We start from the raw sequence: 16043 nt of genomic DNA on the forward strand, positions 1-16043 counted from the left end.
ATATATGAGAACCTATAATCAGTGGATGGATGAATATGGAGTGAGTCATCAAAATCATACTAATCAGCTCATTCATAAGATTTGTGTTCCTTTGATCATGCTCACTGTTGTTGGATTTCTCTGGTGTATCCCAACTCCCGCTGTCTTCGCCTCAATTCCATTTCTCAATTGGGCCACTCTCTTCATCGCTGGCTGTTTGTGCTTTTATCTCAGTCTGAACTTTATTCAGTTTTTGGGAATGATCGTTCAAACCTTCATCATGTGTTTTATCTGCCATCACCTTTATCAGGCAGGAATTCTTCTTCCATTCTGTATTATTGTTTTTGTCCTGGCATGGATTGGACAATTTTGGGGACACAAGATCGAAGGTAAAAAACCATCTTTTCTACAAGATATTGCCTTTCTTCTGATTGGCCCACTTTGGGTAACGAGATTTTTTTATCGTAAGATTGGAATCAATGTTTAAGATTGGTCATCTCTTCCGGACGTACCCACTTATCGAAGTCCTCAGCTGATACTAACCCGAGCTCTACAGCGACCTCTTTCAGAGTTTTATTCTCTTTGTGGGCCTTCTTCGCGATCTTGGCGGCATTGTCATAACCGATATGAGGATTAAGTGATGTCACGAGCATGAGTGAGTTTCGTAAGTGCTCTTCAATGGTTTTTAGCCTTGGTTCAATTCCGCTTACGCAAAATTTTTCAAAGCTTAAACAGCCATCTGTTAACAAACGAACACTTTGTAGGAAGTTGTGAATAAGAAGGGGCTTAAACACATTAAGCTCAAAGTTTCCGGATGCTCCACCAATTCCAATCGCCACGTCATTGCCCATCACCTGGGCACATAACATTGTCATTGCTTCACACTGAGTAGGATTCACTTTCCCTGGCATGATGGATGAGCCGGGCTCATTCTCAGGAATGGAAATTTCACCCAACCCACTTCGTGGACCACTCGCGAGCCATCTGATGTCATTGGCAATTTTGATGAGCGAGGCAGCGAGACCTTTCAGAGCACCATGGGCCTGAACAAGAGCATCGTTTGCCGCAAGGGCCTCAAACTTATTAGGAGCCGAGACAAATTGTATTCCAGTGTATTTTGAAATCACACCCGCGGCCTTTTCCGCAAAGCCTTTAGGAGCATTAAGTCCGGTTCCTACCGCAGTTCCCCCTAAAGCTAATTCTGATAAATGCGGGAGTTGAGCTTCAATATGTTTCATTGAATGCTCTAATTGAGAAACATAACCCGAAAGTTCCTGGCCCAGAGTAATGGGAGTTGCGTCCATTAAATGAGTGCGACCGATCTTCGTCACTTCCCAATAGTCTTCAGACTTTTTCTTGAATGTATTTTTTAATTTTTCTACTGCAGGGAGAAGATCCATCAAGATCACTCGAGTGGCGGCGATACTCATGGCAGTAGGAAAAACGTCATTGGAACTTTGCCCTTTGTTGACGTCATCATTCGGGTGAACAAGCTTGTCGCCTTTTTTTCCGCCGAGAATCTCATTGGCAATATTGGCGATCACTTCGTTCACATTCATATTGGTCTGAGTTCCACTTCCCGTCTGCCAGACCGCAAGAGGAAACTCTTCTTTATGAATTCCGGTGAGAATTTCATCGGCCGCACCTTTAATGGCGAGAGTTTTAGCAATGGGCATTGCCTTCATCTCTTCATTGACTTGTGCGGCCGCCTTCTTGATCAAGACCAGGGCCTTAATCAATTCAGTATCCATTTTCTCATGGGAGATTTTAAAGTGATGGAGAGATCTCTGTGTCTGAGCGCCCCAGTAATGGTTCGCTGGAACTTCAATCTCTCCGAATGAGTCTTTTTCGATTCGAACATTGTCCTTCATAGAAGGAGCTTAGCGAGTGTGTTCCATCTTACAGCGCTTCTTCACACCGCTGGCATAGACATCAACCTTAGGAGGATTGCCCTCAACATAACTTGGTTGAATAAAAGTATAAGTTGGATTGCCTTGTTTGAAATCATCGCTTTTTAGATCAGTTTCAAATTCTGTAGTCTTCATTGAGTTCTCATGGAAAGCAGAACCGTCTTTAGCTACTAGTTTTGTTTTTGTGTCACCTTGAACAGCAAGCACATATTTCTCGCCTTCTTTAGCAAGAATCTGAACCTTCTCATCGCAAGAAGTTGTTTCCGCCACTACTTTCCAGTCTTGAGCGGCCCAAACAACTGATGACATTGATAGAAGGGATATAAGGAAGAGGTGTCTCATTGCAAACTCCTAGGCTTTGAGCGTGGTTTGATTCGCGCTTGAAGATAACTTATCTTCCGAGCGAAAATCTCTGAACGCCGAGTCGCCTAGACCTAAATTCTACCTTGAGATCAGTCTTACTTTAACTCTGCTAGTGCCGTGGCAATTCTTCTAACTGCTTCACGAATCTTATCTTCAGAAGTTGCGTAAGAAAGACGCAGATAATTAGGAGCGCCAAAGGCCCCACCCGGAGTCATGGCCACATGTCCTACATTTAGGAGATACATGCAAAGATCTTTTGCGTCTTTAATGACAGTGTCACCGTTCTTCTTTCCGAAGTATGCAGATACTTCAGGGAATAAATAGAAAGCGCCACCAGGATTGTTTAATTTAAGATTCGGAACTTCTTTCATCAAAGAGATAAGAAGATCACGACGATTCTTAAAAGCTTCCTGCATCGTTTTTACGACCGCAGGATCAGCATTCACGGCCGCAACGGCAGCACGCTGAGAAATTGAACTTGGACCAGAAGTAAACTGACCTTGAATTTTCACACAGGCCTTTGCCACCTCTTCCGGGGCACCAAGATAACCAAGTCTCCAACCGGTCATCGCGTAACCTTTCGAGAGACCATTTACTGTCACTGTACGATTAGCAAGTTCTGGAATTGAACCGATTGAGAACATTTTTTCAGTGAAGCTAATGTATTCATAAATTTCATCAGAAACGATCAATACATGAGGATTCTTTTTGAACACTTCTCCCAGAGCACGAAGTTCTTTTTCAGTGTACATGGTCCCGGTTGGGTTACATGGATTTGAGAACAAGAACATTTTCGTTTTTGGAGTAATGGCCTTTTCAAGCTGCTCTGGAGTGATTTTGAAATCAGCTTTGTAATCCGTTTGGATCTCAACGACCTTCCCTTCATTAAGCTGGATCATTTCTGAATAGCTCACCCAATAAGGTGCAGGAAGAATCACTTCGTCACCTGGATTCACAGTCGCCATGACAACGTTAATGATCGATTGTTTAGCACCAGTTGAAACCACAATCTGTGAAGGCCTGTAGTTCAAATTATTATCACGCTTAAATTTAGCAGAGATTGCTTCTTGAAGATCTTTGTATCCTGGCACAGGAGTGTAATAAGAGAAATTTTTATCGATCGCTTCTTTAGCGGCAGTTTTAATGAAGTCCGGTGTTGCAAAATCCGGCTCACCTAAACTCATGTTGATAACGTTAACGCCTTTTTCTTTAAGCTCATTCCCTAAACGGGCCATGGCCAATGTTTCAGACTCAGCTAACTTTTCAACTCTATTCGATAAAAAACTCATGTAAATGATCCCTGAGGAGAATGGTTCGTCTCCCCAGAGTATCATTAAAAAGGTATTGCTGAAAGGCTTGAAAGAAGTTCCGTATTAACGGAATGTGACCTGTACCGGGCAATGGTCAGAGACAGACTGGTAACTTACACCAAGGTTCTGTGGTGTCGCAGGACGACAGTCCGTCATGGCACAATGTGCCCCAACTCTCACATCCATCACCTGAGCTACGTTTTTATCCTGAAGAACAATGTGATCCAAGATTGACGGTTGGAACTCAGCACCGCCCTGTGTTCCCTTCCAGTAGTTAGTACACCCAATGTTTTCCGCCATGGTTCTCACGCCGGTTCCAGAGAGCATATCTTCAAATCTTTGATAATCTTCGTTTTGAAGGTTGTAACCAGTGGTATTGAAGTCCCCAAGAAGGATTAAATTTTGAGCAGCATATTTTTTAACTAACCCGCCTAGGTTTTGATACTGCTTCCACCGTTGAGACATAGCACGATTGTCACCACCGGCCTTCAAGTGTACTGCTCCAAAGGTATAGATCTTTTTCGAAGCGATGTGCATGAGAGTAACCAGAAGCGCCGGTCTTAATGATCCACAAGAATTATTGTTTGAACCAGAGAAGCTTAGATCTTCTACTGTGCTCATGAATTCAAAAACTTTTGGATTATAAACCACCGCAAGATTTTGTTTACCGAAACCACCGCAGTTGGACATCTGGTAAGCATAGCCTGGAAGATTTTGTTTAATGAGTGAGTCAAATGCAGTTCTGTTAACGACCTCTTCGAAGGCCATTACATCACTTTGTACTGACTTAATAATTTTTCCAAGTTCAGCAATGTTGGTTTGACCAGAACCAGGATCTTTATCAAAGTTCCTAATGTTGTAAGTCGATACACTCCATTTGGCCCATGCATGGGAACTCAAAAGGAGGATGAGAAGAAATGAAAACTTCATGCACACATCCATGTTAAAAGTTTTTTTGCACTTTAATTGAAGGATGTGCGAGATCAAATGGCAATGCTAATCTGCTGAATTAATTTAGCTTAACACGAAACTGACAGATGCTTACTTTGATGAAAATGCGTTTTTCAAAATTTCGATAAGTTCGTCACGCTTCTCAGGAGACACTTTGGCACTATCAAAATGCTGCATCTGTAACCAAGGCGGATTTTTGAAATTTGGATCACTCTCATAACGCGGAAAGAAATGCCAATGCACATGATCAACCACATTTCCTAAGCTGCACATGTTCATTTTTTTTGGTTGGAAAACTTTTTGAATGACTTCGTGGGCCCTCATCATTTCTTGAAATAGTTCTTCACGTTTTGGTGATGGAACATCTGTCATCTCGCGATAATGATCTTTCGTCACGAGTACACAGTAGCCTTGATAATATTGATGCTCACCTAAATACAAATAAGAATTTTTGAACTCGTGAATGAGAAAAGGATACTTTCCTTCCGCCGTATTTTTTGATCTTTCACACAATGGGCAATTCATAAAACCTCAGTACAGAATTTTTCGATGCATCCAACCTGTAAAACTTCTTCGTTCACGTTTGGCCGGTTTTACTTCGTGAGGAAATTTCTCACTTAAAAAACAAATGAATGATCCAGGAACAGGTTTAACCGTTTCCAAAATCGAATCATCTTTATCATAGATAACTAACTCTCCCCCATCATTTTCATTCCATTCATCATGAAGATAAAAAATGAATGAGAGCACTCGGGACGATTCCAATCCGTGTCGATCAGAGTGTTTGGTATAATAAGTTCCTGGAGGATAGTAGGCCAGGTGACATTCAAAATCCTTCAAACCTAAAAAGAAGTGACCGTTTAGCGCTTCTTTGAGCTCCGTAAGAAAATGTACCAGATGCCTGAATGTTGCCGGTGGTTCATGGGGATCGATCCAAAACGTGTAATCGCCACGTATGTTCTCAGCGCGCTGAAGGTTCTCACCTTTCCCGACCTTCGCTGGAACAAATTCGCTTCGGCGATGGTCAAAGAAGTCTTTGATCTCGGCCAGCTCCGTAGGACCAATTACTCCGGTCCTATGACTCCAGCCTTTTCCTTCTATTTCCTGAATAATTTGCTCAATCATTCCTATTCCTAACGGCAAAGTTCCCCCCAATTGTATGCAGTTATCAGTAGAGAGAGAATAAAAATATCTATTACCTACAAAGGGGTGACTAATGAAAGGATTTCTAGTCCTTGCAGCTCTACTTATCGGTCAGACTGCATCGGCCAACGTGCTTCGTGAATACAAAAAAGAATGTAAGAGCACTGTGGTAACTGTTGATGAAGTGATTAAGAACGAACACATCAGAGGTCACATCACTGGACTTCCAGCTGACGCGTATGAAAAGTTCAAAGTTGTGTTCTATGTGAAAACCAATCGCTGGTATGTTCACCCGTATACTTATACTGAAGGTCAGGAAGAAGGTTATAGCTACTCTAATCTGAATGCGAACGGTGAATTCTGGGTGAGAACGCTTAGACGTGATGTTCCTTCAAAAGAACTTGCGGTGGTTCTTGTGCCGAAAAATTACAAGATCGTCACTCAAAGATGGTTACTAAAACCTTTCTTGGGAATTTTCGGTGGAATCACGAAGAACTCGTGTAGTCACACAATCGTGCCTGGTAACGGCGACTTCTTTCTTTAAAAAAATTAGGGGACCTTAGGTCCCCTTTTTTTTACAACTGATTTAATTTCTTTCTTAAAATCATTCCTAACATGACAGCAACAACCGCCAGAGACGTTGCTAGACCTACCCAAAAGCCCTGTGCCTCAAGACCACTGAAGAATCCTAGATAGTAACCAAGTGGAATACCAATCAACCAATAGCCGGTGAAGATCGCCAATGAAGAGGCCTTGGTAATGGAAAGACCTCGAAGAATTCCTGCAATCGTAACTTGAGCACCATCAAAGAGCTGAAAGCAAGCGACCCAAAATAAAAGTTTCTTTCCAAAATCAACCACCAGGTTGTCATCGGTATAAAGACCCATAACCACTTCTGGAAATAGATAAAAGAAAAGACCGGTCATGAGAGTAAAACAAAATGAAGCGAATAAACTTACCTGAGAAAAGATTCTGACATTTTCGTAATTCTTCTCTCCATAAGCGTGCCCGACTTTCACCCCTACCGCTGCAGAGATGGACATCGGAATCATGAAAGATAGTGAACCAATATTAAGCGCAAGATTATTGGCCGCAGTCTGGATGGCGTCGAACTTCCCAACAAATAAGGTCACCGCACAGAACGCCATAATTTCAAAAAAGAGAGAGGCGGTAATCGGAGTTCCCAATCGGAGAAGCTCTTTCATGAAGTTCCAGTTAACTTTCTTCGAGGACTTCCAATATTTATAAGTCATGGCAAAAAGCCCTGTTGCCATGAGCATTCGAACAATCAGACTCGCCCATGCAAGACCCTGCTCTTTTAACTCTGGCATGCCATAAACACCATAAACAAATGAGTAGTTAAAATAGAGATTCACAAACACGGCAAGCATCGCCAGGATGTTGGCGGCGAGAGTTTTTTCCTGAGACTGAAAGAACTCCTTAGAGCTTTGATAGAAGCAAAGTCCAAAAGAAGAAAAACTTGTGATCAAAATATAATCGAGAATGATCGGTTGAAGAGTCGGCCCATAATTTAACCATGGAACGATCTGAATACTTAAATAGGTCAGAACGAAAGAAACAAGTCCCACAAAAAAACTATAAAGAGTTACGGTCCAGAAATAATCATCAATCGATTCACCATTCCCTCTTTTCTGGGCAAGAAGTGGTGAGATCGCAAACTGCATTCCTAGAAGTGAAATCTGAATCGGATTGGCGATAGAGATCGCAAGCCCAATGGCGGCGAGACACTCACGGGAATAGCGACCGGCGATAATCATATCTCCGGTTCCCACTAACATAAGACCTAGTTGTCCAAAAATAATCGGTAAAGCAAAAATCAGAAGCTGCTTTAAAGCTTCTTTACGAGGCAGAACATTTGTCGTCATAAATTACTCAATACTGGGTGCTTGGATAAACTCTTCAAACTCTTCCTGATAAGAAAGAAGTTTGGGATCTTTAATTCGATCCACATATAAAACGCCTTGCAGATGATCTAGTTCATGTTGCAACACAGTCGCTAAAAAACCTTCGGCCACAAGTTCCTGGGGCTCGGCTTTTTCATTCAGATAACGAACGCGAACTTTTTTTGGCCGCTCAACAAAACCGCGCAGACCCGGGACTGATAGACAGCCTTCCCAAAAGCCTTGCTCTTCATTGGTGAGATATTCAATCTTTGGATTAACAAATGTTGTAAGTGGAAGGTTCACCTCTTCACCGTAGCGATTAAAGCCCATGAGTTCAATGATGGCCACCTGCAAATCAACTCCGATCTGAGGAGCAGCAATTCCAATTCCGCCGTAATGCTTCATCGAATCTTTAAGATCAATCAATAACTGACGAAACTTGTCAGACAAAAGGTAATCTTTTGATATCTCTTGTGTCTTTTTCCTTAAAATCGGATTTCCCATACGGCATATTGGCTGAATCATAAGTCCCTCATGCAATTAGGAGGAAAAAATTGCCTTTTTCCTCATGAACAAGACGCTATAACCGATAAGCCTGATCGAACAATAGGTCTATCAAGGTCAACACAAGTATGAACTACTCTTTGATGAAGCTGGCCCTCACCGTCGTCCTTAACCTCGTGGCGTCCGTTCCATTGTACGCTCAGATGGTTGAACAGAAACAGCTTAATTTTCCAGTTAAAGCGGAAGAGCTGATGAAAGGTGATATTCACTATTACTTCTCATTGGATAACCCTAGAAAACTTCTTAAACAACACCCGGAGCTCTTTGATCTGGATTCGCTCTCATTATTTTCTGAACCGGAATCGGCGATTGCTGTGACCAAAGCGGCCTATGTGATCGATCGTCCAGTTGGCTTCTTTGACGATAAACAAATGACCGATGAAAAATTTGTGTCTCATGTTCTAGGTGATCAAAAAGTTAAAAAGCTAAATCCTGAAACCTTCAAAGTTACTGTTCCAGGTGAATTCTCTCATCAATATAAACTTCAAATCTTTATTGATTCGGATGATATCAGCACTCTACCTAACTCTAAGGTCATTCGTGCGGTATCAGCGGCGAAGAAAATGGACATCATTTCGCAAGGGGCCTCTTCGATCGTCATTAAAGAGATGACTCAGTATTCGAAATTTTCATTGGGCGGAATTGTGGTGATGTCTTTCATTCCATTGAAAGAAACGAAGACTTTGGTGATTCAGTATCAGCTTTCCTCAGTAAAGAAGGCCTTTGGTTCAGCGAAGATCATGAAACCGGGAATGGTTCAGGAAATCTCTTACGGACGAAGGCTTATTCAAGATTTTAAATAATAAGAAAGGGCCCGATATTCGGGCCCTTTCTTTTTTAGGCAGCAACTTCTTTTAGTGGAATATATCTACGATTAATTCTGTCTTTAACTTTACGTTTTTGTTCTCCTAGTGATCGATTGGCCTTATCAACGGCCGCAGCAAAGGATTCATACAAGTTATCACCATCTGAGGAGAAGGCATAATCGTGTCCTCTGTTATGAATTGCAAGGGATGTGACGTATCGATTTTTGAACATTCTTAAATTAACCTGGATGCTGGCCGCAGTCCCAAGATAACGCTCTAACTTCGATACTCGAGTTGTAATAAACTCGTCCATCCAAGGTGAATTTTCTAGGTTTTGATAGTGTACTTGAACATGCATAAACGAACTCCTTCTGTTTCATGCCTTGAATCAAGGTTAGCAAGAGTCGGTTTTTTGCGACATTCAATAATCTTTAACACACCCTTCAGGGAAATTTACTTAACTGAGAGAGTAAAGTTTTTCATCGCGTGAAGCGCCAGTGGATTCAGAATCTTACGTTTGCCAATGATCATCCAAATCTCTTCTTGAACACCAGTGAGTGGGCCAAATTCTACCAAAACTTTTTCTTTTAAAAGATGAGCTACACTCTTTTTCATGACGGAGATCAGTCCATGCCCACGTAGAGCAAGATCAATTTCAGTTGCTTTATCTTCAACTTCAGCAATTACATCAATCACCAGATTGTTCTTTTTAAAATAGAGATCTAATTTTTGGCGTGAACTTGAATCATAAGTTGGAAGCACCATTGGTACTTCTTTCAAGATACCTGGCCACTTTGATTTTGATTTAAATTTAGGATGTCCAACCACAATAAGTTCTTCTTTAGCAAGAAGACGAGATTCAAAAATATAAGAGTTATCAACTTGAGGTACAGAGTTCGTAAGGATGAGATCCAATTTGTACTCGTTCTGCATTTTCAATAATTGTTCGCGATTTCCTTCTTTCAATAAAACTTTGCAGGATTTTGTTTCTAGAAGAAACGCCAGAAGTTCATCGGCCACATTTTTGGGGATGGAATCCTGACAGCCAATTTCAATGCGAGTTCTCTCCTGACCTTTATTTCGATCGGCCAGGGTGTCTTTTAATTCAAATCCCAGTTTAAAAATATCACGGGCATATTCAAAAACGATGGTGCCCGCTTCAGTTAAAACGAGCTTCTTTCCCACTCGATCAAATAAAGGAGTGCCAAAAGAATCTTCAAGTTCCTTTAACTGCATGGAAAGTGCAGGTGAACTAATGAGGACACTTTTAGAGGCCAAGGCTATAGAACCTTGTTCTGCGATTTTGTAGAAGTAATAAAGCTGATTGTAATTTAAAGGTACCATTGCCTGATTATAGGTCAGATGAGGAGTTCAAGTCCACGTCTTGTAAGATAACTTTGACCGACATCGAGATCCCATCTCTCCTGCCTTTTAATCTCAATAGTTATCTTCATCCTTTGGGCATAGTGCTGAACGATCTTGAACCCTTCCTTCAGATGAATGAGGGATGAGTATCCATCGATCTTTGTATATATGCCTTTTTCATGGCGATGTTGATTAAAGAGTACATACTGAATGGCGTTCTTGGTTTCTCTAAATGTTTTGAGCACATGAAGATGATATCGTTCAATTTGGACCCGACCTTTATTGAGACCTTTAGCGAAAGTGACAGTGAGAGATCTCATTCCTTTTGTGAGCACTTCATTATTAACGGCCTCAAGAATGAGATGAATGTGATTACTCTGCATTGAAAAATGCAAAATTCTTAGCCCATGCGATCGCGCATTCACAATTGCCCTTTTCAAAAGCTTCAAAGACTCCTTATTTCTAATGGAGGCTCGATATTTGAAGTTTACATGGACTGGCGTTCTTTGGAGCACAAGTTCGCGTTTACGGTGGGCCACACCTTTTGAATGGACCCTCTTTCTTCCTGATCCCGGTCTTCTCCCACCTTTGTTTCCTTTATTGACATTAAGTTGAAGTTGTTTGGCCATGGGCCTCATTTGAAAGAGGCATATATAAGAAGCATAAGTGGGGAGGCACTGATTAAGAACTAAGCAGGCCAAACATTTCAGAGGAGAAATCGTATAAAAAATAGACATATGTATATTTTAGACATTTTTCCCTCCTCCTAACCCCTTGATTCCATGGACCTATTTTTGGCACACGGCTTGTACTAAGAGAAGCACGAGGGGCGATGGCAGGACGACATCTTCTTCATAAACTCAGGGGGAAACATGAAAACAAAAACATTATCACTTTCAACGATTCTTGGTTTTTTAGGACTTATTCTTATGATCCACACGATGAGTGCCTACAGTGCAACTCCATCGATTACTTGCTCTACTGCATTTGGTGAAAAAACATTCACTATCCAAGACGACCGCATCTCATTCCAAAAAGAAGATGAGGCAGGAGTTAGTCGTTCAATTTCGTCTCTAAATGGTGAATCTGTGAGAACTCACAAGAAGAACCACGGCTTTACAAAAACTCTTTATATCGATGGTCTTAAACATCGAATCAACGTCCAGGACACAAATGAGTTCTCGGATGTTAACGACTACCTTTCGATTACGTCCCCTAAAGGGCATGAGATGACATACCCCCTCAATTGTCACTCTGCTTAGTAGTGGTTATACCCCCCTGTAAAAAAAGGGACTAGCGCCGGATGCGTGAGGTCCCTTTTTTATTTCCCGACCGTCACAGTCGCCTTCTAATCTTCTTCAATTAAAATCCGATTAGATTCTTTGAGTTAGCACTCAAAGGAATCTCATGAAGTTTGTGCTTTATCTGCTTTTATTCATGTCATTTGCTCACGCTCAAAAGGCAAAAGTACTTTTGATCGATGAAAACATCAATGGCAAAGAACTCGAAAAGAATTTCGATGTGGAGAAGAACACCCATCAAAGCTCCATTCCCAATAAAGCAGACAGAGATTTGCTCCTAAAAAATGTAAAGGGCACGGCCAAATGGGACGAACTTCAAAAAGACATCTTCTACATGGATCTCAAATCTAAATCCGTTAAAGAACTTAAAAAGAAATATTCAGAATTCTCAGAGAAGGAACTTCAACTTCTCAAGGACAAGAGGTAATCGTGAAAAAGTTAATCCCTGTTGCCACTCTACTCGTTTCAATTGGAGCTCACGCTCAATGTAACAAAAAAGTCGATCCGAATAAGGTGATCCTCTTTATTGACACCAATAACTCGGAACTTGAAATTGCCACGACTGAGAAGGCGGCCTGTGAACGTGGTGAAAGATTAATGGTTGTTCCCAAGAACCATAAAGAATATATCAAATACACGAACGCAGTCATCGCTTCGACCAAAAAAGTTGAAAGATGTAGAACGGCCAAAACTGATTGTACCAGTGCTAATGCAGAATATGAAAAGGCCCAACAAGAACTGGATAAACTAAGCAGAAGTAACAAAAATATTTCTAAGCAAACTCAAGAGGCCCTGGCAGAGATTAAAAATTCTGGTGCCAAACTTCAAAACCTCACTATTTCGGGACATGATGGTGGAGGACATTTTGGTGGGTATAAAGGTGACTTCGGCCGCCAGGAACTAGCGGCAATAATGAAAAATTTTAAAGACATTAACGAAGTAAAATCCGTTCTTCTGCTTGGTTGTTATACTGGTGTTCCGAAAGAAATCATCGAATGGAAACATATCTTTCCGGAAGTAAAAATCATCGCTGGTTATGATGGTTCTGCCCCTCTCTCAGACAAACCCGCAGGTCACCAATATATTTCAGACATCCTTTTAAAAGAAAAAAGTCTTCTGAAGAATGCAGAACAAAAGAAACTTCAGTCTTATGCCAAACAAAACATTCAGGGTCTAACTCAGATGAATGCGGCCATGTATGTCTATTGTAGTGACGGAACGAAAGAAGGTGAATTCTATTACGGCTCGCTTAAAGAAGGCAAGGCCTTCCGTCCATTTGATATTAATGAGTGTGAAGGAAAACGAAATCAAATTGAAGAACTGATCTCGAAGGTCAATCAATATTACTCAGGTGAACTTGAAGTTCCGAAAAATACTGCCAGTGGTGAACTACGTCAGATCTATAACGAAGCAAGACGTATCGAACATTGCGGTGAAATTCTTCAGATGGAACTTAACCTGAATGCGGTGTTTAATCTTCTTTTCTATGAAGGTGCTAAACAGAACTTTGCCAACTATTACAAAGATGATCTTGCTGAGGCCGAGAAGATTTTAAGCGAATTTAAGCTTGAAGATATGGAGAAAGGCTTTAATGAGGCCCAGGAAAAGCAGAACAAATTTATTGAATCTATCAGAGCAGAGATCGAGTCTCTGGAAAAGAATCCAGAGGCCGCAGTTGCAGCAGAACAGAAAAAGCTTGAAGAATTTACCAAGAAAAGAGACGCGTTATTTAATGACCCGAAATTTGCGCGAGTTAAAAGTTACATTAATCCCGAGAACGGTGCTTATAACGGGCCGATGGATCTGGCCGAGAATTTAGTTCCGCTGGCGCAGGAACTTATGAACTCAGCGATGACCTATAGTGCACTTAAATATACAGCAGAAGCAGTTAAGGCAAATCCTCAAGGGATGGTCCTGGCAAAAAGACAGGTTCTCGTTTCTGAAGAAAATAACCAAAAGAATCAGATCCTCGCCTTCCAGCAGTTGAAAGAAAAGCTCGCTAAACCAGAGAATAAAGTCTGGGTACCTACGGCCAAAAATCTTAGTTCTAAGACACGTAAAGAAACACTCGCCAATATCCATAATGCTCACGCAATACTTTCGGTAGAAGGTCTACCAGCAAAACAACGTCAGGCACTTTCATGGATGGTTCAGGCATCTAGTGCACACTTAGGATATTTCCAAAACCCTTTTAGCTGGCACGAATTCACTGGCAGGACCGAAGACCCTCAGTTCCCTATTCGCTTAAAAGACTACACTTCAGGCCAAGGATACATGGGCGGCGGCGGTGGTTATGTGGGACCTGCTTATTACGGTGGATATACTGGTAGTGGATACCCGTCCCCAATGGGAATGGGTGGAATCGCTGGCGGTATGATGGGTGGGGCCACAACCGGTGGTTACTATGGCGATGGAGGTATAGATGAGGCCGATGAAGACAATGCTTACTCAGATGAGTCTGAAGAATAAGAAAACTTGATTAATTTTAACCAAGGCGAAAGCCGAAAGAACTAAATATGAAAAAGCTAATGACGATCTCAATGTTAATGGTTTCCATCTCCGCTTTCGCTCAAAAGGCGAACGTTATCTTTATCGACCCTGATATCGAAACGAAGGAACTTGAAAACTTCAACATTCAGAAGAACACCCATGAAAGTTCTCTTCCAGACAGAGACGATCGCGAGATGCTTCTCAATCAAGTGGCCAAGACCAAAGATTGGGATGAGCTTAAGAAAGATATTTTCTATATGGATCTGGCACGAAAATCAGTGTCAGAACTTCAAAAGAAATATCCAGAACTATCGGCCAAAGAAATTAAACTACTAAAAGAAAGACGATGAAAAAACTTCTTCTTCTCCCTCTAGCAGTTCTACCTCTTTATGCAGGAGCTTCCTGCCAGGACAGCATTAAGTCTGATAAGTACATGCTATTTATCGACACCAATGAATCTGAGAGAGAAATTGAAACAGCTGAGAAAGCGGCCTGTGCCCGCGGTGAGAAGATGGTGATTGTTCCTAAAAACTATAAGGACTATCGCACTTATATGGAAGAAATGGCCAAAGCAAAAAAAGTGGCCATGGACTGTACAAAGAAAAACCCCACTAGCACAACCGCTTGTCGAGATGTTCAGGTGGCCTTTCGTCAAAGCTACGAGAAGATGGAGAAATTCCGTCTAAGTCAGCCTAAAATTGAAACTGGCACTGACGAAGCACTGAAAGAAATCAAGTCCAAGAATGGCAAACTCAATAATCTTATCATCTCTGGTCACGATGGTGGTGGGGAGTTTGGTGGAGCGAAAGGTCGCATGAGTCGTGAAGACCTTTCGAAGGCCATGGCAAAATACAAAGACATCAACAATGTTTCTACGTTAATGCTTCTTGGCTGTTATACCGGTGTTCAAAAAGAAATTATCGAATGGAAAAATATTTTTCCAGATGTTCGCATGATCGGTGGATACGATGATTCAGCTCCCCTATCTGATAAACCGGCGGGTCACCAATTCATCACAGAGCTACTGACTAAAGAAAAAGCACTGATCGCCAATGCCGACCAGAAGAAACTCCAAAACTTCACCAGAGCAAACGTTAAGAGTTTAACTCTCTTAAACGCAGCAGTTTACGTAAATTGCGAAGATGGTACTAATAAAGAAGAGTTTTATTATACTTCTAAAAATCGTGGAAAACATTTCTCTCCTTATGGCGCAAAAGAATGTCATGAGAAAGAAAAAGAATTCAACGACATCATCACGCAAATGGCGCCTTATGAGACAGGTGAAAAAGAACCACCTGCGGACACCGCCCGAGGCGAATTACGTCAATTGTACATCAAGGCGAGAAACCTCGAACATTGTAGTGATTTCTTAAAAAAAGAGATTAACGTCAGTAATCTTTTCAATCTTCTATTCTATCAAGGCATCAAAGACAGTTTTGCCGCTTTTTATAAAGACGATTTGGCGGCAGCGGAAAAGGCCGTTGAAGAAATGAAGAAGAAATATCCCAATTATTTGAAAGACATTTGGGTTCCTACTGCAGAAAACCTTGCCAAGCATTCAAGAAAGGAAATGCTGGAAAATATCCACAATATTCATGGCATTTTATCCAAAGCAGATTTAAGTCGTGAGGAAAAGAAAGTTCTGAGATGGACAGGCCATGTGTCATCTCGTCACCTCCATGAATTTGGCAATCCTTTCAGTTGGCATGAATACACTTCGGGGACACCTGAAGCGCCCAGATACCCACTTCGACTTGCTAATTACTCTCCAATGCAAGCTTCCCTACATGGCGGATATGGCTTCGCCAGCGGTATCGTTGCAGGGTCAGGAAGTGGCGCTTTAAGCACACCTGCTCCTCAAAGAGAGGAATCAGATGGCACTTTCACTCGGTTACTGAACTTTATCCGAGAATAACGCACCCCGAATACCTTTAAAAAAAGGCCCATTTCCAGTAAG

The 16043-nt window shown here is 41.6% G+C and carries 19 protein-coding genes; 8 read left to right on the plus strand and 11 right to left on the minus strand.

What is annotated here, in order from left to right; genetic code table 11:
* Nucleotides 1-4: 4 nt before the first annotated feature.
* Nucleotides 5-466, plus strand: coding sequence for an Mpo1 family 2-hydroxy fatty acid dioxygenase (locus tag SOO65_RS19325; protein ID WP_321394439.1), 462 nt, complete (start codon nt 5-7; stop codon nt 464-466).
* Here SOO65_RS19325 and fumC read toward each other — a convergent pair.
* The 6 genes from fumC to SOO65_RS19355 all read right to left on the minus strand — a co-directional run bounded on the left by fumC (nt 456) and on the right by SOO65_RS19355 (nt 5638).
* A complete protein-coding gene (fumC, locus tag SOO65_RS19330; RefSeq protein ID WP_321394442.1) occupies nt 456-1850 on the minus strand; it encodes a class II fumarate hydratase in 1395 nt (464 codons plus the stop codon). The two genes, SOO65_RS19325 and fumC, sit on opposite strands and share 11 nt — an antisense overlap.
* 9 nt (nt 1851-1859) lie before the next feature.
* Nucleotides 1860-2231, minus strand: coding sequence for a hypothetical protein (locus SOO65_RS19335; protein ID WP_321394445.1), 372 nt, complete (start codon nt 2229-2231; stop codon nt 1860-1862).
* A gap of 116 nt (nt 2232-2347) precedes the next feature.
* Nucleotides 2348-3541, minus strand: a complete 1194-nt coding sequence (locus SOO65_RS19340; protein ID WP_321394448.1) for a pyridoxal phosphate-dependent aminotransferase — start codon at nt 3539-3541, stop codon at nt 2348-2350.
* Between the two features lie 84 nt (nt 3542-3625).
* Nucleotides 3626-4492 carry an endonuclease/exonuclease/phosphatase family protein gene (locus SOO65_RS19345; protein WP_321394450.1) on the minus strand — a complete coding sequence of 289 codons (867 nt, stop codon included), beginning with the start codon at nt 4490-4492 and terminating at the stop codon, nt 3626-3628.
* A gap of 111 nt (nt 4493-4603) precedes the next feature.
* Complete coding sequence (locus SOO65_RS19350) at nt 4604-5038, minus strand: HIT family protein (RefSeq protein WP_321394453.1); 435 nt, start codon at nt 5036-5038, stop codon at nt 4604-4606.
* A 6-nt stretch (nt 5039-5044) separates the two neighbouring features.
* Nucleotides 5045-5638 carry a 2OG-Fe(II) oxygenase gene (locus tag SOO65_RS19355; RefSeq protein ID WP_321394454.1) on the minus strand — a complete coding sequence of 198 codons (594 nt, stop codon included), beginning with the start codon at nt 5636-5638 and terminating at the stop codon, nt 5045-5047.
* A gap of 91 nt (nt 5639-5729) precedes the next feature.
* Between SOO65_RS19355 and SOO65_RS19360 the strand changes: the two genes are divergently transcribed.
* Nucleotides 5730-6200, plus strand: coding sequence for a hypothetical protein (locus tag SOO65_RS19360; RefSeq protein WP_321394456.1), 471 nt, complete (start codon nt 5730-5732; stop codon nt 6198-6200).
* Between the two features lie 31 nt (nt 6201-6231).
* Here SOO65_RS19360 and SOO65_RS19365 read toward each other — a convergent pair whose 3' ends face one another.
* Both SOO65_RS19365 and def read right to left on the minus strand, forming a co-directional pair.
* Nucleotides 6232-7542 carry an MATE family efflux transporter gene (locus SOO65_RS19365; protein WP_321394457.1) on the minus strand — a complete coding sequence of 437 codons (1311 nt, stop codon included), beginning with the start codon at nt 7540-7542 and terminating at the stop codon, nt 6232-6234.
* Between the two features lie 3 nt (nt 7543-7545).
* Nucleotides 7546-8085, minus strand: a complete 540-nt coding sequence (def, locus tag SOO65_RS19370; protein ID WP_321394459.1) for a peptide deformylase — start codon at nt 8083-8085, stop codon at nt 7546-7548.
* 107 nt (nt 8086-8192) lie between these two features.
* On the opposite strand from def, the gene SOO65_RS19375 reads away from it, so the two are divergent.
* Nucleotides 8193-8927, plus strand: coding sequence for a hypothetical protein (locus SOO65_RS19375; RefSeq protein ID WP_321394462.1), 735 nt, complete (start codon nt 8193-8195; stop codon nt 8925-8927).
* Between the two features lie 34 nt (nt 8928-8961).
* Here the strand turns inward: SOO65_RS19375 and hpf are convergent, their stop codons facing one another.
* From hpf to SOO65_RS19390, 3 genes are all read right to left on the minus strand, one after another.
* Nucleotides 8962-9288 (minus strand): ribosome hibernation-promoting factor, HPF/YfiA family, encoded by a 327-nt coding sequence (hpf, locus tag SOO65_RS19380; protein WP_321394465.1) that lies wholly within the window; start codon nt 9286-9288, stop codon nt 8962-8964.
* Between the two features lie 95 nt (nt 9289-9383).
* Nucleotides 9384-10274, minus strand: a complete 891-nt coding sequence (locus SOO65_RS19385) for a LysR family transcriptional regulator (RefSeq protein WP_321394467.1) — start codon at nt 10272-10274, stop codon at nt 9384-9386.
* A 14-nt stretch (nt 10275-10288) separates the two neighbouring features.
* Complete coding sequence (locus tag SOO65_RS19390) at nt 10289-10924, minus strand: transposase (RefSeq protein WP_321394470.1); 636 nt, start codon at nt 10922-10924, stop codon at nt 10289-10291.
* Nucleotides 10925-11167: 243 nt separating this feature from the next.
* Between SOO65_RS19390 and SOO65_RS19395 the strand changes: the two genes are divergently transcribed.
* From SOO65_RS19395 to SOO65_RS19415, 5 genes are all read left to right on the plus strand, one after another.
* A complete protein-coding gene (locus SOO65_RS19395; RefSeq protein ID WP_321394473.1) occupies nt 11168-11557 on the plus strand; it encodes a hypothetical protein in 390 nt (129 codons plus the stop codon).
* A gap of 145 nt (nt 11558-11702) precedes the next feature.
* Complete coding sequence (locus SOO65_RS19400; protein ID WP_321394476.1) at nt 11703-12023, plus strand: hypothetical protein; 321 nt, start codon at nt 11703-11705, stop codon at nt 12021-12023.
* Nucleotides 12024-12025: 2 nt separating this feature from the next.
* Complete coding sequence (locus SOO65_RS19405) at nt 12026-14065, plus strand: hypothetical protein (protein ID WP_321394479.1); 2040 nt, start codon at nt 12026-12028, stop codon at nt 14063-14065.
* 47 nt (nt 14066-14112) lie between these two features.
* Nucleotides 14113-14436, plus strand: a complete 324-nt coding sequence (locus tag SOO65_RS19410; protein ID WP_321394482.1) for a hypothetical protein — start codon at nt 14113-14115, stop codon at nt 14434-14436.
* A complete protein-coding gene (locus tag SOO65_RS19415) occupies nt 14433-16001 on the plus strand; it encodes a hypothetical protein (RefSeq protein ID WP_321394484.1) in 1569 nt (522 codons plus the stop codon). Before SOO65_RS19410 ends, SOO65_RS19415 begins: the two co-directional genes overlap by 4 nt.
* The last annotated feature ends 42 nt before the right edge of the window (nt 16002-16043 follow it).

Source organism: Peredibacter starrii, from assembly GCF_034259205.1.
GTDB classification, from domain to species: Bacteria; Bdellovibrionota; Bacteriovoracia; order Bacteriovoracales; family Bacteriovoracaceae; genus Peredibacter; species Peredibacter starrii.